This window comes from Actinomadura fulvescens, from assembly GCF_039533225.1.
Classification (GTDB): Bacteria; Actinomycetota; Actinomycetes; order Streptosporangiales; family Streptosporangiaceae; genus Spirillospora; species Spirillospora fulvescens.
Genome location: NZ_BAAATD010000003.1, coordinates 31,492 through 49,603 on the forward strand (window position 1 = coordinate 31,492; position 18,112 = coordinate 49,603).

The window sequence follows — 18,112 nt, forward strand, 5'->3', positions numbered from 1 at the left end:
AACGGAAAGATCGCTGCGGTCGTTGGAACGGAATAGTGGAGGGGAGTATCCCTGCGCGGCGGTCTCGTCAGCACGGTCGATCCATATCGACCCGGGGCCGTCGGCCTGCCAGTCAAGGCGGGAGAGACCTCCGGCGCTTCGCCATGCCGCCGGAGGTGTCACGTTGAACGTATCGCCATGGGTGTGGGCCCTGACTCTGATCGGGATCCTCACCGTCATCACCATCGACCTGTTTGTGATCAACAGGGACGAGACCAAGGAGTTCACCACCCGAAGGGCCGCCTTCTGGTCGGTCGTCTACATCGGCCTGGCCGTCGCGTTCGGCATCGGGGTCTGGATCTTCTCGGGCGGCCGCTACGCGGCCGAGTACTTCGGGGGTTTCGTCACCGAGAAGAGTCTCAGTGTCGACAACCTCTTCGTCTTCATGGTGATCCTCGCGAGGTTCGCCGTGCCCAAGCAGGCGCAGCACAAGGTGCTCATGGTCGGCATCGTGATCGCGCTGGTGCTGAGGGGCATCTTCATCGCCGTCGGCGCGGCGGCCATCTCCCAGTTCACCTGGGTCTTCTTCATCTTCGGCGGCATCCTGATCTGGACCGCGATCGGTCTGGTGCGCGGCGGCGACGAGGACGAGTTCAACGAGAACCGCCTGCTGCGGATGGCCAAGCGGCTCATCCACACCACCGACTCCTACGACGGCGACAAGATCGTCACCAAGCGGGACGGCCGCCGCATGGTCACGCCGCTGCTCATCGTGATGATCGCGATCGGCTCCACCGACGTGCTGTTCGCGCTGGACTCCATTCCGGCGATCTTCGGTCTGACCACCGAGCCCTACCTGGTCTTCACGGCCAACGCGTTCGCCCTGATGGGGCTGGTGCAGCTCTACTTCCTGCTCGGCGGGCTCGCCGAGCGCCTGGTCTACCTCGGCCACGGCCTGGCGTTCATCCTCGGCTTCATCGGCATCAAGCTGATCTTCCACGCGATGCACGAGTACGGCGTGTCCTGGGCGCCGGAGATCCCGATCTGGCTGTCCCTCGGCGTGATCGGCGGCACCCTGGTCGCCGTCACCGTCGCCAGTCTTGTCTCACCGAAGCGACCGGCCGCGATCACCCCGGACGACACGTCCGGCACACCGGCGGAGAAACTGGAGTCGGATTCGGTGTGAGAGTAAGGTCACTGCCGCACGGAACCAGAATGCTGTTCTAGAATCGTGGTCAACAACGTTCTCAGAGCAGTGAACCGGTTCTCAGAGCGACAGCGGTCTTGGGAGAAGGTGACGAATGGCCATCGGGCTGACCGAGGAGCACGAGGCGCTCGCCGATTCGGTGCGCGGGTTCGCCGAGCGCAACATTCCGGCGACCGCCGTGCGCGCCGCGCTGGAGGCGGACGAGGAGACCAGGCCGCCGTTCTGGCCGGCCCTCGCCGAGCAGGGACTGCTGGGCCTGCACCTGGACGAGGAGCACGGCGGGCAGGGCTACGGGCTGCTCGAACTGGCCGTGGTCGTGGAGGAGCTGGGCCGCGCCGCCGCGCCCGGCCCGTTCCTGCCGACGGTGCTCACGAGCGCCGTGGTCGACGTCTCCAGCAACGCCAAGGTGCGCGGCGAGCTGCTGCCCGCGCTCGCCTCGGGCGAGAAGACCGCGGCGATCGCGCTGACCGGCGAGCTGACCGGCCGCCGCGACGGTGACGCGCTGGTGGTCGGCGGGCACGCCGGCACGGTGCTCGGGGCATTGCTCGCCGATGTGGTCGTGCTGCCCGTGGCGACTTCTGACGGCGAGCAGTGGGTGGCGGTCGACGCCGCCGACCTGACCGTCACGCCGGTGGAGAGCCTGGACCGGGTACGCCGGGTCGCCCGGGTCGAGGCCGCCGAGGTGTCCGTGGCCGCCGACCGCGTGCTGGACGGCGTCACCACCGGGCAGGTCCGTGACCTCGCGGCCACGCTGTTCGGCGCCGAGGCCGCGGGTCTGACCGGCTGGCTGGTCACGACGGCGGCCGACTACGCCAAGGTGCGCGAGCAGTTCGGCCGCCCGATCGGCCAGTTCCAGGGCGTCAAGCACAAGGCCGCCCGGATGCTGATCGCGTCCGAGCAGGCCGGCGCCGCCGCCTGGGACGCCGCCCGCGCGCTCGACGAGGGCGTGGCCGAGGCGGGCTTCGCCGCCGCCGTGGCCGCCGTCGTCGCCACCGACGCGGGCGTGCGGACGGCCCGCGACGCCATCCAGATCCTGGGCGGCATCGGCTTCACCTGGGAGCACGACGCGCACATCTACCTGCGCCGCGCGCTGACCCTGCGGGCTCTGCTCGGGGGCGCCAAGGGCTGGGCGGCCAAGGTCGCCGAGCTCGCGCTGCAGGGCGGCCGCCGGCCCGTCGAGCTGGAGCTGGACGACGACACCCAGCCGCTGCGCGAGCGCATCCGCGGCCAGATCGCCGAGCTCGCCGCGATCGAGGACAAGAACGAGCGCAACCGGAAGATGGGCGACGACGGCTGGACCGTGCCGCACTTCCCCGAGCCGTGGGGACGCGGCGCCGGGCCGGTCGAGCAGATCCTCATCCAGCAGGAGCTCAAGGCCGCCAAGGTCAAGGCGCCCAACCTGGTGATCGGCGCCTGGCTGGTGCCCTCCCTCGTCCGCTACGGCAGCGAGGAGCAGAAGGAGCGCTTCCTGCGGCCGACCCTGCGCGGCGAGCTGGTCTGGTGCCAGCTGTTCAGCGAGCCGGGAGCGGGCTCCGACCTCGCCTCGCTGTCGATGAAGGCCGAACGGGTCGAGGGCGGCTGGAAGCTGACCGGGCAGAAGATCTGGACCTCGGTCGCGCAGTTCGCCCAGTGGGGCTTCTGCATCGCCCGGACCGACCCGGACGCGCCCAAGCACGACGGCATCACCTACTTCCTGGTCGACATGAAGGCCGAGGGCGTCGACGTGCGGCCGCTCAAGGAGCTCACCGGCGAGGCCATCTTCAACGAGGTGTTCCTCGACGGCGTCTTCGTCCCCGACGACTGCGTGGTGGGCGAGGTCGACAAGGGCTGGCAGGTCGCCCGCAACACCCTGTCCAACGAGCGCGTGTCGCTGTCCACGGGCGGCGGCATGGGCATGGGCGTGCCGGAGCTGCTGGACTTCTTCAAGGACAGGGAGCTGGACGCGGTCGCCACGGCCGAGGTCGGCACGTTGATCGCCCAGGGCCAGTCCATCGACCTGCTGGGCCTGCGCACCACGCTCAAGCAGCTGAACGGGGTGGAGCCGGGCGCGGAGGCCAGCGTCCGCAAGCTCCTCGGCGTGCAGTTCAACCAGGACGTGGCCGACTACTGCTGGGCGGCGCAGGGCGAGGCGGCGGCCACCGAGGTGCCGCTGGCCGAAAGCGGCATCGTGGCCCGCGCGATGCTGTTCAGCCGCGCGATGACGATCTACGGCGGGACGACCGAGGTGCAGCTCAACATCATCGGCGAGCGGCTGCTCGGCCTGCCCCGCGACCCGGAGCCCGGGAAGTAGGCGTGACCGTGCCCCGGCGCGACGAGGCGTGGAGCTCAGCCGCGCCGGGGACGCAGCGCGTGCGCGACGTTGATCGCCACGATCGAGAACCACACGATGATGAGCGCGCCCATCCCCTCGTTCACCACCGCGATGGCGCTCAGCGGGATGGCCGCGGCCAGGGACACGATGGCCAGGGCGAGGTCGGCGCCGTTGCCGTTGCCGCCGCCGCGGGTCGCGCGCGGTGGGGCGGGAGCGTACGAGGGCCCCGGCGCCGGCCGCTGCTGACCGGCCAGGCGCGCGTCGAGCGTCTGCTCGATCCGGTCGACGACCGAGTCGATGAAGGCGTCGTCGTAGTCGGGCCCGAGCTCGCGGCGGGCGGACAGTGCCGCGGCGAGATCGTCCCGTGGCAGCCGTGGAGTCGTCATTCTTCGGTTATAGGCCGCCGGTCGGTGGGTTGGCGTCCCTCCTGGGGACGAAACGTTATGTACCGCCCAGGGTTGAGGCGGGTCAGGGGACTGCGCGCCGGTAAACTGCCGAATCCTTCGTCCTTCCTCCTCCCACTCCTCCCGGAGGTCCACGTGCGCGTGCGGGCCCGTTCGATCCTGTCCCCGGCCGGCGCGGCGATCGCCGTCGCTCTCGTGCTCAGCGGCTGCGGCGGCGGCGACAAGAAGGCCGACGCCCCGGCCAAGGCCGACTCGGAGGCGCCCGCGAAGCTGGCCCCGCTGCCCAAGGTCGCGCCCGCCGACGTGAAGCCCCTCGTGGGCCGCTGGGTCGGGATACGGCAGGACTACTTCTTCTTCAAGCCGGACGGCACGGGCGTCTGGATGAAGGACAAGAACACGCTCTGGAGCGGTCAGGCCATTCCGGAGAGCAAGGGCAGGTTCCGCTTCTCGTGGCAGGGCGGTGACCCCAAGAGCGCCTCGTACTGGGGCGCGGAGGTCAGCGCCGACGGCAAGAAGATGACCTTCGCCGGCACGAACCAGACCTACACGAAAGCGAAGGCGTGATCCTTGAGCCTGAATCCTGACTCGCTCTTCATCTCGCCCGCCGATGTGGAGCGGCGGCTCGCCCACGCCGGCTATCTCGCCGACGACTCGATCGCCACCACCGTGTTCCTGGCGCAGGCGCTCGGCAAGCCGCTCCTGGTGGAGGGCCCGGCCGGGGTGGGCAAGACCGAGCTGGCCAAGGCGGTCGCCCGGGCCGCCGACGCCGAGCTGATCCGGCTGCAGTGCTACGAGGGACTGGACGAGGCCCGCGCGCTGTACGAGTGGAACTACAAGAAGCAGCTGCTGCGCATCCAGGCGGCGCCGAACGACCAGGCCTGGGACTCCACGCACGACGACATCTTCACCGACGAGTTCCTCCTCGAACGCCCGCTCCTGGCGGCCATCCGCCGCAGCGGCGCGACCGTCCTGCTCATCGACGAGACCGACAAGGCCGACGTCGAGGTCGAGGGGCTGCTGCTGGAGGTGCTCTCGGACTTCCAGGTGACCATCCCGGAACTCGGCACGGTCACGGCGGTGCGCAGGCCGTTCGTCGTCCTCACCTCCAACGCCGCCCGCGAGCTGTCGGAGGCGCTCAAGCGCCGCTGCCTCTACCTGCATCTGGACTACCCGCGGCCGGACCGCGAGCGTGACATCGTGCTCGCCCAGGTGCCCGGCATCGAGGCCGAGCTGGCCGAGCAGCTGGTCCGCACCGTGGGAACGCTGCGCGGCTTGGAGATCAAGAAGGCCCCGTCCATCGCCGAGACCATCGACTGGGCCCGGACGCTGCTCGCCCTCGGCCTGGACGAGCTCGACGAGGCCGCCGTCGCCCGCACCCTCGGCGTCGTCCTCAAGCACGTCTCCGACCAGGAGCGCGCCGCCAAGGAGCTCGGCCTCGACACCTCGGGTCTCAAGGGCTGACGTGACCACCCCCGCGCGGCGTTCGCTCGTCGACCGGCACACCGCCTTCGTCGCGGCCCTCCGCGAGGCGGGCCTGCCGGTGTCGGTCGCCGAGGGCCTGGACGCGGTGCGCGCGATGCGGCTCATCGACCTGGGCGAACGGGAGTCGCTGCGCGCCGCGTACGCCGCCACGCTCGTCAAGCGGCCCGCGCACCGGCGGACCTTCGACACGCTCTTCGACCTCTGGTTCCCGGCGGCCCTCGGCGACGGTGCCGTCCCGCCGGACCGGCCGGCCCGGCGGCGCGATCCGGAGGAACGCCGCGTTCCGCCGGCGCTCGACCCCGAGGTGCAGGCCCGGCGCGAGGAGCTGTTCGAGCTGCTGCTGTCGGGCGACGACGCGGGCCTGCGCCGGTTCGCGCGTACGGCCGTGGCGGAGTACGGGCAGACACCCGGCCAGGAGTCGTGGTTCTCCTCCGGCGTGCTGCGCGCGATGTCGCCAGAGACGTTGATGGCCAGGCTCCTCAACGCCGTGCTCACGGGACGGGAACGCGGCGGCATGGCCGAGCAGGTCGCGCGCCGCACGTTCCGTGACCGGATCTCCCGCTTCGAGGGCCAGGTCGCCACCGAGGTCCGCCGGCGGATCGCCGAGGACACCGGGGTGGAGCGCACCGCGCGCCTGGCCGTCCGCCCGCCCCTGGAACGGCTCGACTTCGCCTCCGCCTCACGCGCCGACCTGGCCGCGCTGCGCCGCGAAGTCTATCCGCTGGCCCGGCGCCTGGCCTCGCGGCTCGCCCAGAAGCACCGGCTCGGTCACCGGGGGCGCCTCGACTTCCGCCGGACGGTCCGGGCGTCGCTGGCCACCGGGGGAGTGCCGCTCACCACCCACCACCGGCCGCGCCGCCCGCACAAGCCCGAACTGGTGATCCTGTGCGACGCCAGCGACTCGGTCTCGGCGTTCGCCCACTTCACGCTGCTGCTGACGTTCGCGCTGCGCGAGCAGTTCACCAAGGTGCGCGCGTTCGCGTTCATCGACACGACCGACGAGATCACCAAGTACTTCGCCCCCGGCACCGACGTCGTCGACGCGATGACCCGGATGGCGGCGGAGGCCGAGCTCGTCTGGATCACCGGGCGCAGCAACTACGGCCATGCCATCAAGGTCTTCGACGAGAAGTACGCGGACGCCGTCACGCCCAGGACCTCGCTCCTGGTCCTCGGCGACGCGCGTTCCAACTACGGCGAGCTCTCCCTGCCGCTCCTGCGCCGCGTGGTCGGCCAGGCGCGGCACGCCTACTGGCTCAATCCCGAGCCGCGCTCCCAGTGGGACACCGGTGACTCGGCGGCCTCGCGATACGGCGAGCTGCTGCCGATGTACGAGTGCCGCAATCTCACCCAGCTCACCGAGTTCATCGAGGAACTCGCCTAGCGCGATCGCGGCCATCATGGTTCGGTGACCGAACTTAGTGCCGGGTAGGCTGGCGGGCATGGCACTCGGCAAGGACTACACCTCGCAGGACTGCTCGCTGGCCCGGGCTCTGGAGGTCGTCGGGGAGCGCTGGACGCTCCTGATCGTCCGGGACGCGTTCTACGGAGTCCGCCGCTTCAGCGACTTCCGCGCCCATCTGGACGTGCCCAAGGCGGTGCTCTCCGACCGGCTGCAGAAGCTCGTCGAGGCCGGGGTGCTCGACAAGCAGGGCCACGAGTACGTCATGACCTCCCGGGGCCGCGGCCTGTGGCCCGTCGTCCACACCCTCGGCCGCTGGGGCGAGCAACTGCACGGCTCACTCCAGTACCGCCTCTTCCTTCACGCCGCCTGCGGCACCCGCATCGATTCCGACGGCCGCTGCCCCTCCTGCACCACGCTCGTGGCGCCCGACGACGTCGAACTGCGTCCCGGCGCGGGATCCGAGCGGCGGGACGACCCGGTCAGCAAGCTCCTCCGCGAGCCGCACCGCATGCTTGAGCCGATCCGCCCTTGACCCCGGCGGAGCCAGACGGGATTCTGCAGCGGCGGAGCAGGCGCCTCCGTAGACCGCTTGGCCAACGAGAAGTGATGGCCGGATTCAGCCACTGCCAGCCTGTCTGACGTCTCCTTTGGTATCCGGCCGTCCGCCCGCGAGGCCCCCGCCCGCTGAATGGCCGGGCTTGTCGGGCGTGGTCGTCCCCGGAGCGTTTTTCCTGGTCGAAGTCCCAGTGCGTGGTCTTGGCCGGATCGAGAGATCAAGGGACGCCCGTGACCACTCCGGAGAGCACATCGTGGCCGGTCACGGCCTTTCTCGGAATGCGGCTAAACCAGGGACGCGAAAGTTTCTCCGGCATTACGGTCATCTCCTGGCCGTGCGAGAGGCGTCGTAATGACAACGTCTCCCACATCAGGAGTGCACATGCGACAACGGGGTTGGATGAATTCGCGTTGCCTGAGAGAACGGTCACGGCAACTGATCACACTGTCACTTGCGGTAGCCATTTCCTGTGCGGGCCTCAGCGCGCCGGCGGCCGCTGAGTTCCGGCCTCAGATGGACGCTCAGATTTCCTATGACCCGCCCGTGGTGCTGGCGCCGTCGGCGGCTCGGCCAAAGCCCGTCGTCACCTACGAAGCATCCTTCTATTACCGCGGGTGGGAGTCGGTGCCCAAGGCCTACGGCACGATCGCCAAACTGACGCTTCCGTATGGCGTCAGGGTCGAGTCGGTGTCGCCGGGCGGCTGCGCGGTACGCGGCCGTGTCGTCACCTGTGGGTTCGGCACAGTGCCCACCGACGAGGTCAAGACCGTGAAGGTTCGTACCAGGGTCGTCCGGGCCAAGGTGGGGGATCGCCTGGGCGCCACGCTGGTGGCGTGGGCCGACAACGTCGACCGCAACCCCGGCGGCGGCGGCTCCGAGGACATGGGGCCGACCGTCGTCGACAACAGCGCCGACCTTGAGGTCGAGATCAACGCCTCCCGGGAGTCGGTCGCTCCCGGGGCGGAGATGCGCTACCACGTCAGGGTGACCAACAACGGCCCGTTGACCACCGCACCGGCGGCCTTGGTCATCAAGCCCGGTCCGCAGCTGACCGATCCTCGCACCTCCGCGGACCCGCCCAACTCCTGCGCCCGGACCGAGGAGGGGTTCCGGTGCCCGTTCACAAGGTTCCTCCAAGTGTCCGTGTCGGGCACCGTGGACGCGGGCGCCGCGGGCACCAAGCTCCTGACGTCCTTCACCGCCGGGTTCACCGGTCAGGACCCTCCGCCGGATCCCGAACCCGGCAACAACACCGTGACCGAGACGACCGAGGTCGAGCATCGCGCCGACCTGGGCGTGGCGATGTCGGTCACCCCCGATTCGGTACCGGCCGCCGAACTTCCGGACAGGCCCGTCCTGACCTACCGCGCCGTCGTCACCAACGCCGGCCCCGGCACGGCACGCCGGACCAGAGTGAAGGTCCACAGGCTGAACGGCGACCACGGGATCGAGTCCGTTTCCGTCCCGGACGGCTGCACATACGACCGCGTCGTCGACTGCGACGCGGGCGACCTGCCCGTGGGCGGTTCTCGCGAGTTCGTCATCAAGGCCAAGGCCACCCCGCAGATCAGCGGTGAGGTCTTCGACGCCTGGGCCGAGGTCACCGCCGCCAACGACGACTATGAGAGGCCCGGCGACAACCAGTCGACGGCCTACGTGAAGGTGCCGGGCAACCACGCGGACCTGGGCGTGCAGCTCGCCGCGGGCACCGATCCGGTCGTCGTCGGCAAGCCGGTGACCCTCGTGGCCAAGGTGATCAACCACGGCCCCCTGCCGAGGGTCGACTCGCGGGTGGTGGTCAGGACCAGCGTGCCGCTCAGCGACGCGCGGGTCGAGGTCGAGGGCGGGACCTGCCGGATGCAGAGCATCCCGAACGACCGGTTCGAATGCACGATCCCGCAGCTGACCGGTGAGGCCAAGGACGTGAAGGTCACCGGCGTCACGGCGCTCCAGGCGGGGGAGCGGCTGAGCGTGAACGCCGATATCGACGCCGCGGAGAACACGCCGGTGGACAACGACCACGCCAACGACTGGGCCACGCTCAACGTCGAGGTCGTGGAATCGCGCTGAGCGTCCGCGATGGCATCGAGGTACGGCCCGCCGCCACCGCAGGCGGCGGGCTGGCCCTCTTCGCACAGATCCGGGTCAGGTGCCGCCCAGGGCGCGGGCGATGAGGTCGGCCACGGCGTCGGGGTCGACGGCCTGGCCGGTGAGCTGGGAGAGGTTCTCCTGGTAGATGAGGACGGCCGCGAACGTGGCGGCGGCGACCTCCAGGCGCGCCTGGTCGCCGCGGGCGCCGGGCAGCGCCAGTTCGAGGGCGCGCCGGGCCCGGCGGAAGACCTCGCTGTTGAGGCGCCCGAGCCGTTCGCCGACGGACGTGTGCGTGGCGGCCTCCCGGAAGAGGATCCGGCGCATCGCCGGGGAGGCGCGCAGCGGGAACCGGCGGGCCAGCCGCGAGAGCGTGCCCGCCGGATCTCCGGGCAGGGCCTCGACGGCGTCCTCGGGCAGCTCCTCGATGAACGTGCGCTCGTCGACCAGCGCGACCAGGACGTCGATCTTCTGCGGGAAGTAGTGGAAGACCAGGCCCTTGGGGACGTGGGCGAGCCTGGCGATGCGCGCCGTCGAGCTGGCGTCGTAACCGCGTTCGGCGAACAGGGTCTCGGCCGCGTCCAGGATGCGGGTGCGGGCATCGACCCCGTCGTCCTTCTTCGACGCCCTCATGGCTTGTGCCTCCTGAAAGGCTTGTGGCCCCTGGGCGCGCCGCGTACGCGCCAGGGACCACCTTCGGGGTCTTCGTTTCAGGTCGTGGCCGTGCCACGCGCCTGGGTGGCTCCCCACAGGCCGACGATAGTCGCGACGCCACCGGCGATCCATGCCGTCCAGGCTGCAGCGTCGTAACTCGTGAAGCCGAACGCCCACGGGGAGACGAAGATCAGCAGCGCGAACGCCGTGGCCGTCCACGCCGACGGGCCGGGTGCCCTGAGCAGGGCGTACAGGCCCGCGAGGGCCAGCAGGGCGCCGAGCACCATGAGGGGCTGCTCGCCGTGGCCGTCGGTCCACAGCTCGGGCGCGAGGAGAGCGGCGAGGCCGGCGACGAAGGCGACGGCGTCCTGCCATGCGAACTTGTCCATTTCCCCACCTCCAGGAGATCACGTTTGGACCTCTTTGTCGTTTATGGATCCCCTGATTGACCGGCCGGTCAATCTGCCCGGCGCGCTCGTCCCTCCTGGCCGCAGGGTGAGGTTCGGCAGGCCTCGGCGGATCCGGTGCCGTCTGACCATGGGAATCGACCGGCTACCCTGCACCCTCATGGAGATCGAAGAGGTGGACGCCGCGGCCGTGCGCCCGCAGCGGAGCCTGCTCGCTCCCCTATGGCGGCTGATCGACGGCCGTCCGGACGACTCGCGGGGCCGGATCGTCCATCGCGCGCGGCTGCTGGTGACCGTCGCCACCGGGCTGGCCAACCTGGTCGGCGCCCTGGTCGTGCTCCTGTTCACGGTCATCGTTCCCAACCCGGACGGTGCGGTCTCCGGCCGGCTGCGCCTGATCAACTTCGCGGTGTTCGGCGCGTACGTCGTGCTGGCCGTGCCGGTCGGCCTGGTGCTGGGCGAACGCTTCTTCCGGCGCGTCCGGCGGCTGGTGGAGACCGACCGGAAGCCCGACAAGCGCGAACGCCTCCTGCTGCTGTACGGGCCGTTGCGGCTGATGGCCCTCCATCTCACGCTCTGGGGAATCGGCACGGTCGGCTGGGTCGTGATCAACGCGCCGTTCGACGGCCTGCTGGCGGTCAAGCTCGGCCTGACGAGCCTCCTGGGCGGCCTGACCACATGCACCGTCGTCTACCTGCTCACCGAGCGCCTGCTGCGCCGGGCGGTGACCACCGCGCTGCGCACCGGCATGCCGCAGCACACCGGGCTGCCGGGCGTGGTGGCCCGGTCCGTGCTCGCCTGGGCACTGGGCACGGCCGTGCCGATCCTCGGCCTGATCGTGCTCGCGGTCGGCTCGTTCCTGATGGCCCGGGTGACCGTACGGGACTTCGCACTGGCGGTCCTCGCCCTCGGCGGCATCGCGCTCGTCGTCGGCCTCGGCGTCACCTACGGCGCCGCGCGGGCCATCGCCGACCCGGTCGAGTCGGTGCGGCTGGGCCTGGCCAGGGTCGAACGCGGCGATCTCGACGTCGCGGTGCCCGTCTACGATGCCAGCGAGGTCGGGCTGCTGCAGGCCGGGTTCAACCACATGGCGTCCGGCCTGCGCGAGCACGCGAGGCTCCAGGACCTCTTCGGCCGGCAGGTGGGGGAGGACGTCGCGCGGGTCGCGCTGGAGCGCGGCATCGACCTCGGCGGCGAACTGCGCGAGGTCGCGGTGATCTTCGTGGACCTCGTCGGCTCCACCCGGCTGGCCGCCGACCGGCCGCCCACCGAGGTGGTCAGGCTGCTCAACGACTTCTTCGCCGTCGTGGTCGAGGTGATCGGACGCCATGGCGGCTGGATCAACAAGTTCGAGGGCGACGCCGCGCTGGCCGTCTTCGGCGCGCCGCTGGATCTGGACGGCGCGCCCACCCGGGCGCTGGCCGCGGCGCGCGAGCTCGCCGCCCGGCTGCGGGACGAGGTGCCCGGCGTGGCGGCGGGCGTCGGCGTCTCGGCGGGGGAGGCCGTGGCGGGCCACATCGGCGCCGAGGAACGGTTCGAGTACACCGTGATCGGCGATCCCGTGAACGAGGCGGCCCGTCTGACCGACCTCGCCAAGTCGAGTGCCGGGCGTGTGCTCGCGGCCGGTTCGGTCGTCGAGTCCGCCGACCCGAGGGAAGCCGCACGGTGGCGGATCGGCGAAGAGGTCATGCTGCGCGGCCGGGCCGCCGCGACACGCCTGGCCGAACCCCGCACAGCGGACTGACTTCGCTCAGCGGGTGTAGAGGGTCGCGCCGTGGAGTTCGGTGTAGAACGGTGACTTGGTGAAGCCGGGGCCGGTCTCCTCACCGATGTAGATGTCGGCGTGGTGGTCGCCGCCCCAGCCCGGCCGGAAGACGTCGGTCACCGTCCACTCGTGGGACCGGAACTTCGCGCAGGTCGCCGCCTTGATCTGCCGCCCGGCGCCGTTCTTGCCGCAGTCGGTGATCAGGAACTTGGCGCCCCGCGCGAGCACGTCCCGGTCGGCGGCGGCCGTGCTCCAGGGGCGCAGCGGCCGGCCCGCCGAGTCGCGGGTCGTGTCGTCCAGCCACCAGCCGACGCTGGACGACCAGTTGAGGTAGCGGCCGCGCCGCGGCCCCGTCGTGATGCGGCCGCTGCCCTCGATCTGCACGGCCTTGATGAAGTCCTCGGGGTACGAGCCGAGCGGCGTCTTCCCCCATTTGCAGTGGAACTCGGTGCACCCCCGGACGGCCTTGGGCTTGCCGCCGTGGAACCGTTCGACCAGCGTGTAATAGACCGTGACCCGCCAGCGTCCGGGCTTGCCCACCGGCCTGCTCCCGGGGCCGGGGGAGAGCGGCTGCCTTGCCGCCCGGTCCGGAGCGGGGGACGACGGAGTCACCGGAACGGTGGCCTCGGCCGAGGCCGTGGCCAGGGGCGGGATCGCGACCGGCGGGGCGTCGGCCGAGGCCGGCGGGTCGGATCCGCAGCCGGTGGCCGCGACGGCGCAGCACGCGAGCACGGCGGCCAGGACGGGCCGTGCTCCGCCTCGCATCGCGTCTCCCGTCTCGGCGGCCGTCGTCCGGTGCTCCCCGGAGCACCGAAGGTGGACTCTATCCCGTCGATGCGTCCTGATGTGTCCGATTCGATGGGTCCGCGGCCGGCCGCCGGCGGGGCTCAGTGCCCGCGTGCGATCCACTCCTCCAGGTGCGGGGCCTCGTCGCCGATGGTGGTGTCGTCGCCGTGCCCGGTGCGGACCAGGGTCCGCGCCGGAAGGGTCAGCAGCCGTTCCTGGATGGAGGTGATGATCGTCGGGAAGTCGGAGAACGACCGCCCGGTCGCACCGGGGCCGCCCTGGAAAAGGGTGTCGCCGGAGAAGACCGTGCCCAGGTCCGCCGCGTACAGGCACACCGCGCCCGGGCTGTGGCCGGGCGTGTGCAGGACGGTCAGCTCCGTCCCGGCGACCGTGATGACCTGGCGGTCGGCCAGCTCGGCGTCGGGCTCCACGTCGGGGTGGCGCTGCTTCCAGAGCATGAGGTCGGCCGGGTGAAGGAGCACCGGCGCGCCGGTGCGGGCCGCCAGCGCGGGCGCCGCGTCGATGTGGTCGTCGTGGCCGTGGGTGCAGACGATCGCCGCCAGCGTGCGGTCGCCCACCGCCGCCGCGATGGCGTCGGCGTCGTGCGCGGCGTCGATGACGATCGCCTCGGTGTCGTCGCCGACGATCCAGACGTTGTTGTCGACCTCCCACGTACCGCCGTCCAGGGAGAACGTGCCGGACGTGACCAGGTGGTCGACGCGCACCCGCGATCCGCCCGCCATCAGAGGATCACCACCGAGCGGAGCACGTCGCCGTGGTGCATCTTCTCGAAGGCGGCCTCGACACCGTCCAGCGGGATCGTCTCGGACACGAACGCGTCCAGGTCGAGACGGCCCTGGAGGTAGAGGTCGATGAGCATCGGGAAGTCGCGGCTCGGCAGGCAGTCGCCGTACCACGAGGACTTGAGCGAGCCGCCGCGGCCGAAGACGTCCAGCAGCGGGAGCTCCAGCGTCATCTCCGGCGTCGGCACGCCCACGAGCACGACCGTTCCGGCCAGGTCGCGGGCGTAGAAGGCCTGCCGGTAGGTCTCCGGGCGGCCCACCGCCTCGATGACCACGTCGGCGCCGAAGCCGCCGGTCAGGTCGCGGACGGCCTCGACCACGTCGGCCTCCCCGGCGTTGACCGTGTGGGTGGCGCCCAGCCCGGTGGCCGCGTCGAGCTTCCTCCCGTCCAGGTCGATCGCGATGATCGTCTTGGCGCCCGCGAGCCGGGCGCCGAGCACGGCGGCCGATCCGACGCCGCCGCAGCCGATGACCGCGACCGAGTCGCCCCGGCCGACTCCGCCGGTGTTGATGGCCGCGCCGAGCCCGGCCATGACGCCGCAGCCCAGCAGCCCGGCGGCGGCGGGCGCGGCGGCCGGGTCGACCTTGGTGCACTGCCCCGCGGCGACGAGCGTCTTGTCGGCGAACGCGCCGATGCCGAGCGCGGGCGAGAGCTCGGTGCCGTCGGCCAGGGTCATCTTCTGCGCGGCGTTGTGGGTGTTGAAGCAGTACCAGGGCCGCCCGCGCAGGCAGGCCCGGCACTGGCCGCACACGGCGCGCCAGTTGAGGATCACGAAGTCGCCAGCCGCCACCTCGGTGACGCCCTCGCCCACCGACTCGACGATCCCGGCGGCCTCATGCCCGAGCAGGAACGGGAACTCGTCGTTGATGCCGCCCTCGCGGTAGTGCAGGTCCGTGTGACAGACCCCGCAGGCCTGGACCTGTACGACCGCCTCGCCCGGCCCGGGATCGGGGATCGTGATGGTCTCGATCCGGACCGGCTCGCCCCTGCCCGGAGCGATGACTCCGCGTACCTGCTGCGCCATTGCCGCTGCCGCCTTTCCTCGTCCTGCACCAGGACGACCCTATCGACCGGGGCGTGTGGGACCGTTCCACCCGGGAAGGATGTCGATCAGCCCCCCGCCGGAACGGGGGGTGGAGCGTGGGCAGGCGGCGCTGGGCGGTGCTGGCCGTGCTGTCGGGCAGCCTGCTGATCATCGCGATGGACGCCACGATCCTGAACGTGGCGTTCCCCTCCCTGGTGGACGATCTGCGGCCGAACTCGGTCGAACAGCTGTGGATCATCGACGCGTACGCGCTGGTGCTCTCGGGACTGCTGATCACCGCGGGCGCGCTCGGTGACCGGTGGGGCCGCCGCCGGCTGCTGATCGCGGGATTCGTGATCTTCACGCTCGCCTCCCTGCTGGCGGTCGTGGCCCATGCCCCCTGGGTGGTGATCGCCGCCCGTGCGCTGCTCGGCGTGGGCGGCGCGGCGATCATGCCTTCGACGATCTCGATCCTGCGGGTGGTGTTCACCGATCCCCGGGAGCGGGCGCTCGCCTACAGCGTCTGGACCGCCGTCATGGGCGCCGGGATGGCCTTCGGCCCGCTGGTCGGCGGCCTGGTCGTGCAGCTGTACGAGTGGGAGGCCGCGTTCCTGCTCAACGTGCCGGTCGCCGTCGTCTGCATCGGGCTGGCGTGGTGGCTGGTCCCCGAGTCGGTCAGCCCGCGCGAGGGCCGCTGGGACTGGTGGGGCGTCGGCCAGTCGATGGTCGGGATGGTCGCGCTGGCCGGGGGGATCAAGCTGGTGGGCGGCCATGACGTGCCGCTGGGGCTCGTTCTCCTGGCGGTGGCGGCCGTCGTGCTGACCGTCTTCGTGCGCCGCCAGCTGCGGCTGGACAACCCGCTGTTGCAGGTGCGGATGTTCTGCGACCGGACGTTCAGCGTTTCGGCGGTCTCGATCTTCCTGGGCATGATGGCGCTCGGCGCGGTGCTGTTCCTGCTGAGCCAGTGGTTCCAGTACGCGGAGGGCCTCAAGCCGTTCGAGGCCGGGGTGCGGCTGCTGCCCGCCCCGGTCGCGCTCATCATCGCTCCGCTGTTCACGCCCAGGTTCCTCGACCGGTTCCGGGTGAGCACCGTGCTGGGGCTGGGCATGCTGCTCGCGGCCGTCGGCATGGCCGTCCCCTGGGCCGCCGATCTGGACGGCGACCTGCACTACGTCGAGGTCGCGATCGCCCTCGCCTGTCTCGGCACCGGCTTCGGCGTCGCCGCGACGGCCGCGTCGGTAGCCCTGCTGTCGTCGTCTCCGCAGGAGGAGGCGGGCGGCGCGGCGGCGGTCGAGGAGATCTCCTACGAACTGGGCGGAGCCATGGGCGTCGCGGTGATCGGCAGCCTGGCCCACGTCCTGTACTTCAACGCGATGCCCGCCCTGGGCCTCCCTCGCGATGTCCACGCCAAGGTGCGCGACTCCATCGGCGAGGCCACCGTCGTCGCGGAGGAGGTCGGCGGTGCGAAGGCGCGGGAGATCATCGTGGCCGCGTGCCAGGCGTTCACCGATTCTCTCGGCACGGCCTGCCTCGCCGCCGCCGTGCTGCTGCTCGCCTCAGGCCTGATCGGCTGGTGGCTGATCCCGCACGACTTCCGCCCGACCAAGTCCGGCCACTGAGGACGGGGCCGGCGCCCGTTCCGCTGTCGCGACCGCCCGTCCGGAGCACTTGAAATACAGACTGCCTGTATGTGATTCTCGGCATGACGGTTTACAGACAGCCTGTATGTATTTTCCGGAGGCGTGATGCCGCACATCGAACTGAGCCAGGGCACGATCCGCTACCGGGAGGCCGGGGCCGGGCCGCCGATCGTGTTCCTGCACGGCTACGTCATGGACGGCCGCCTGTGGGACGGCGTGATCGAACGGCTCGCGGGAGAGTTCCGGTGCATCGCGCTGGATCTTCCGATGGGCGCGCACACCGTCCCGATGGCGCCCGATGCCGACCTCAGCCTGCGCGGACTGGGCGCGCTGGTCGCGGACGCCCTGGCGGCGCTCGACCTGGAGGACGTGACGCTGGTCGGCAACGACAGCGGCGACGCCATCGCCCAGGTCGTGGCGGCCTGGCACCCCGAGCGGGTGGCCAGGCTGGTCCTCACCCCCGGCGACTGCTTCGACAACTGCCCGCCCGCGCTGTTCAAGCCGCTGGTGACCGCCGCCCGGGTTCCGGCCCTGATCACCTTCGCCATCGGGTCACTCCGGGTGCGGGCACTGCGCCGGCTGCCGTTCGCCTACGGCCTGCTCACCGGACGCCCTCTGCCGCACGACCTGATCGACGGGTGGATCGCCGCGTTCCGCCGCCACCCGGGCGTGCGCCGCGACTGCGTCAAGGTCACCCGGGGACTCAGGCCCGACGTCACCCGGGAGGCGGCGATCCGGCTGGCGGAGTTCGGCCGGCCGGCGCTGCTCGCCTTCGCCCCGGACGACAGGCTCTTCCCGTTCGCGCACGCCGAGCTGCTGGCCGCGGTCCTGCCCGACGCGCGGGTGGAGCGCATCGACGACAGCCTCACCTGGGTCATGATCGACCAACCCGACCGCACGGCCGCGCTGATCCGCGACTTCGCGGTCTCCACTTAGGATGCGTACAGACTGTCTGGATATTTGCCAGCAGTCTGTACGCACGCGGAGGGGTGGGGGAACGGTGACGGCTGTGGGCAGGACGCACGCCGAGCGTTCGCGGGCGACCCGGACGGCCCTGATCACCGCCGGACGAGGACTGTTCGGCGAGCGCGGGTACGCCGACGTCGGCACCGAGGAGATCGTCCGCACGGCGGGGGTGTCGCGCGGCGCGCTCTACCACCAGTTCAGCGACAAGCGGGCACTGTTCGACGCGGTCGTCGAGGAGGTGGAGGCCGAGGTCACGCGGCGGGTCGTCGAGGACGCGCTGACCGGTCCCGCGGACCCGGCGGACGCCCTCCGGGCCGGCGCTCGCGCGTTCCTCGACGCCTGCGCCGTCCCCGAGGTCGAGCGCATCCTGCTGCTCGACGCCCCCGGCGTGCTCGGCTGGGAACGCTGGCGCGAGATCGGCGCGCGGCACGGCCTGGGCGTGATCGAGACGGCCCTGCAGACGGCGATCGACGCCGGAGCCCTGCGTCCGCAGGCGGTCCGCCCCCTGGCTCACCTGGTGCTCGGCGCACTCGACGAGGCCGCGATGGTCGTGGCCCGGGCCGCCGACCGCGATGCCGCGCGCGAGGAGATGCTGGCCGCCCTTGAAGGGCTGCTCTTCAGCTGAGGGACCGCG

Annotated in this window: 17 protein-coding genes; 11 read left to right on the plus strand and 6 right to left on the minus strand. The window is 71.3% G+C overall.

Going from position 1 to position 18,112, the window contains the following annotated elements; all coding sequences use genetic code 11:
• Window positions 1–163 precede the first annotated feature (163 nt).
• Both ABD333_RS12105 and ABD333_RS12110 read left to right on the plus strand, forming a co-directional pair.
• Window positions 164–1,165, plus strand: a complete 1,002-nt coding sequence (locus ABD333_RS12105; RefSeq protein ID WP_344540529.1) for a TerC family protein — start codon at window positions 164–166, stop codon at window positions 1,163–1,165.
• Window positions 1,166–1,280: 115 nt separating this feature from the next.
• A complete protein-coding gene (locus tag ABD333_RS12110) occupies window positions 1,281–3,476 on the plus strand; it encodes an acyl-CoA dehydrogenase family protein (RefSeq protein WP_344540530.1) in 2,196 nt (731 codons plus the stop codon).
• Window positions 3,477–3,511: 35 nt separating this feature from the next.
• On the opposite strand, the gene ABD333_RS12115 is transcribed toward ABD333_RS12110, so the two are convergent.
• The gene (locus ABD333_RS12115; protein WP_344540532.1) at window positions 3,512–3,883 is read right to left on the minus strand and encodes a hypothetical protein; all 372 of its coding nucleotides are present in this window, start codon (window positions 3,881–3,883) and stop codon (window positions 3,512–3,514) included.
• A gap of 153 nt (window positions 3,884–4,036) precedes the next feature.
• On the opposite strand from ABD333_RS12115, the gene ABD333_RS12120 reads away from it, so the two are divergent.
• From ABD333_RS12120 to ABD333_RS12140, 5 genes are all read left to right on the plus strand, one after another.
• Window positions 4,037–4,465, plus strand: a complete 429-nt coding sequence (locus tag ABD333_RS12120; protein ID WP_344540533.1) for a hypothetical protein — start codon at window positions 4,037–4,039, stop codon at window positions 4,463–4,465.
• Between the two features lie 3 nt (window positions 4,466–4,468).
• Complete coding sequence (locus ABD333_RS12125; protein ID WP_344540534.1) at window positions 4,469–5,362, plus strand: AAA family ATPase; 894 nt, start codon at window positions 4,469–4,471, stop codon at window positions 5,360–5,362.
• 1 nt (window position 5,363) lies between these two features.
• The gene (locus tag ABD333_RS12130) at window positions 5,364–6,767 is read left to right on the plus strand and encodes a vWA domain-containing protein (RefSeq protein ID WP_344540535.1); all 1,404 of its coding nucleotides are present in this window, start codon (window positions 5,364–5,366) and stop codon (window positions 6,765–6,767) included.
• A gap of 58 nt (window positions 6,768–6,825) precedes the next feature.
• Window positions 6,826–7,320, plus strand: coding sequence for a winged helix-turn-helix transcriptional regulator (locus ABD333_RS12135; protein ID WP_344540537.1), 495 nt, complete (start codon window positions 6,826–6,828; stop codon window positions 7,318–7,320).
• 537 nt (window positions 7,321–7,857) lie between these two features.
• Window positions 7,858–9,414, plus strand: coding sequence for a COG1361 family protein (locus ABD333_RS12140; protein ID WP_344540539.1), 1,557 nt, complete (start codon window positions 7,858–7,860; stop codon window positions 9,412–9,414).
• A 75-nt stretch (window positions 9,415–9,489) separates the two neighbouring features.
• Here ABD333_RS12140 and ABD333_RS12145 read toward each other — a convergent pair whose 3' ends face one another.
• Complete coding sequence (locus ABD333_RS12145) at window positions 9,490–10,065, minus strand: TetR/AcrR family transcriptional regulator (RefSeq protein ID WP_344540541.1); 576 nt, start codon at window positions 10,063–10,065, stop codon at window positions 9,490–9,492.
• A gap of 77 nt (window positions 10,066–10,142) precedes the next feature.
• The gene (locus ABD333_RS12150; protein ID WP_344540543.1) at window positions 10,143–10,475 is read right to left on the minus strand and encodes an SPW repeat protein; all 333 of its coding nucleotides are present in this window, start codon (window positions 10,473–10,475) and stop codon (window positions 10,143–10,145) included.
• A gap of 178 nt (window positions 10,476–10,653) precedes the next feature.
• On the opposite strand from ABD333_RS12150, the gene ABD333_RS12155 reads away from it, so the two are divergent.
• A complete protein-coding gene (locus tag ABD333_RS12155; protein WP_344540545.1) occupies window positions 10,654–12,237 on the plus strand; it encodes an adenylate/guanylate cyclase domain-containing protein in 1,584 nt (527 codons plus the stop codon).
• Window positions 12,238–12,243: 6 nt separating this feature from the next.
• On the opposite strand, the gene ABD333_RS12160 is transcribed toward ABD333_RS12155, so the two are convergent.
• The 3 genes from ABD333_RS12160 to ABD333_RS12170 all read right to left on the minus strand — a co-directional run bounded on the left by ABD333_RS12160 (window position 12,244) and on the right by ABD333_RS12170 (window position 14,872).
• Window positions 12,244–13,023 (minus strand): RlpA-like double-psi beta-barrel domain-containing protein, encoded by a 780-nt coding sequence (locus ABD333_RS12160; RefSeq protein WP_344540546.1) that lies wholly within the window; start codon window positions 13,021–13,023, stop codon window positions 12,244–12,246.
• A 122-nt stretch (window positions 13,024–13,145) separates the two neighbouring features.
• Window positions 13,146–13,787 carry an MBL fold metallo-hydrolase gene (locus ABD333_RS12165; RefSeq protein WP_344540548.1) on the minus strand — a complete coding sequence of 214 codons (642 nt, stop codon included), beginning with the start codon at window positions 13,785–13,787 and terminating at the stop codon, window positions 13,146–13,148.
• Window positions 13,787–14,872: an S-(hydroxymethyl)mycothiol dehydrogenase gene (locus ABD333_RS12170; RefSeq protein WP_344540550.1), complete on the minus strand. Its 1,086-nt coding sequence runs from the start codon at window positions 14,870–14,872 to the stop codon at window positions 13,787–13,789. The genes ABD333_RS12165 and ABD333_RS12170 overlap by 1 nt, the downstream gene beginning before the upstream one ends.
• A 116-nt stretch (window positions 14,873–14,988) precedes the next feature.
• Here ABD333_RS12170 and ABD333_RS12175 point away from each other — a divergent pair, with 116 nt between their 5' ends.
• From ABD333_RS12175 to ABD333_RS12185, 3 genes are all read left to right on the plus strand, one after another.
• Window positions 14,989–16,491 (plus strand): MFS transporter, encoded by a 1,503-nt coding sequence (locus ABD333_RS12175; RefSeq protein ID WP_344540551.1) that lies wholly within the window; start codon window positions 14,989–14,991, stop codon window positions 16,489–16,491.
• A 126-nt stretch (window positions 16,492–16,617) separates the two neighbouring features.
• Window positions 16,618–17,448, plus strand: a complete 831-nt coding sequence (locus ABD333_RS12180) for an alpha/beta fold hydrolase (protein ID WP_344540553.1) — start codon at window positions 16,618–16,620, stop codon at window positions 17,446–17,448.
• 73 nt (window positions 17,449–17,521) lie between these two features.
• The gene (locus ABD333_RS12185) at window positions 17,522–18,103 is read left to right on the plus strand and encodes a TetR/AcrR family transcriptional regulator (RefSeq protein WP_344540555.1); all 582 of its coding nucleotides are present in this window, start codon (window positions 17,522–17,524) and stop codon (window positions 18,101–18,103) included.
• Window positions 18,104–18,112 lie beyond the last annotated feature (9 nt).

Bases quoted from the DNA above. Each gene is read 5' to 3' on its own strand.
- ABD333_RS12110 (WP_344540530.1), top strand. From the start codon at position 1,281: ATGGCCATCGGGCTGACCGAGGAGCACGAGGCGCTCGCCGATTCGGTG.
- ABD333_RS12115 (WP_344540532.1), bottom strand. From the start codon at position 3,883: ATGACGACTCCACGGCTGCCACGGGACGATCTCGCCGCGGCACTGTCC.
- ABD333_RS12135 (WP_344540537.1), top strand. From the start codon at position 6,826: ATGGCACTCGGCAAGGACTACACCTCGCAGGACTGCTCGCTGGCCCGG.
- ABD333_RS12140 (WP_344540539.1), top strand. From the start codon at position 7,858: ATGGACGCTCAGATTTCCTATGACCCGCCCGTGGTGCTGGCGCCGTCG.
- ABD333_RS12145 (WP_344540541.1), bottom strand. From the start codon at position 10,065: ATGAGGGCGTCGAAGAAGGACGACGGGGTCGATGCCCGCACCCGCATC.
- ABD333_RS12150 (WP_344540543.1), bottom strand. From the start codon at position 10,475: ATGGACAAGTTCGCATGGCAGGACGCCGTCGCCTTCGTCGCCGGCCTC.
- ABD333_RS12155 (WP_344540545.1), top strand. From the start codon at position 10,654: ATGGAGATCGAAGAGGTGGACGCCGCGGCCGTGCGCCCGCAGCGGAGC.
- ABD333_RS12160 (WP_344540546.1), bottom strand. From the start codon at position 13,023: ATGCGAGGCGGAGCACGGCCCGTCCTGGCCGCCGTGCTCGCGTGCTGC.
- ABD333_RS12165 (WP_344540548.1), bottom strand. From the start codon at position 13,787: ATGGCGGGCGGATCGCGGGTGCGCGTCGACCACCTGGTCACGTCCGGC.
- ABD333_RS12170 (WP_344540550.1), bottom strand. From the start codon at position 14,872: ATGGCGCAGCAGGTACGCGGAGTCATCGCTCCGGGCAGGGGCGAGCCG.
- ABD333_RS12180 (WP_344540553.1), top strand. From the start codon at position 16,618: ATGCCGCACATCGAACTGAGCCAGGGCACGATCCGCTACCGGGAGGCC.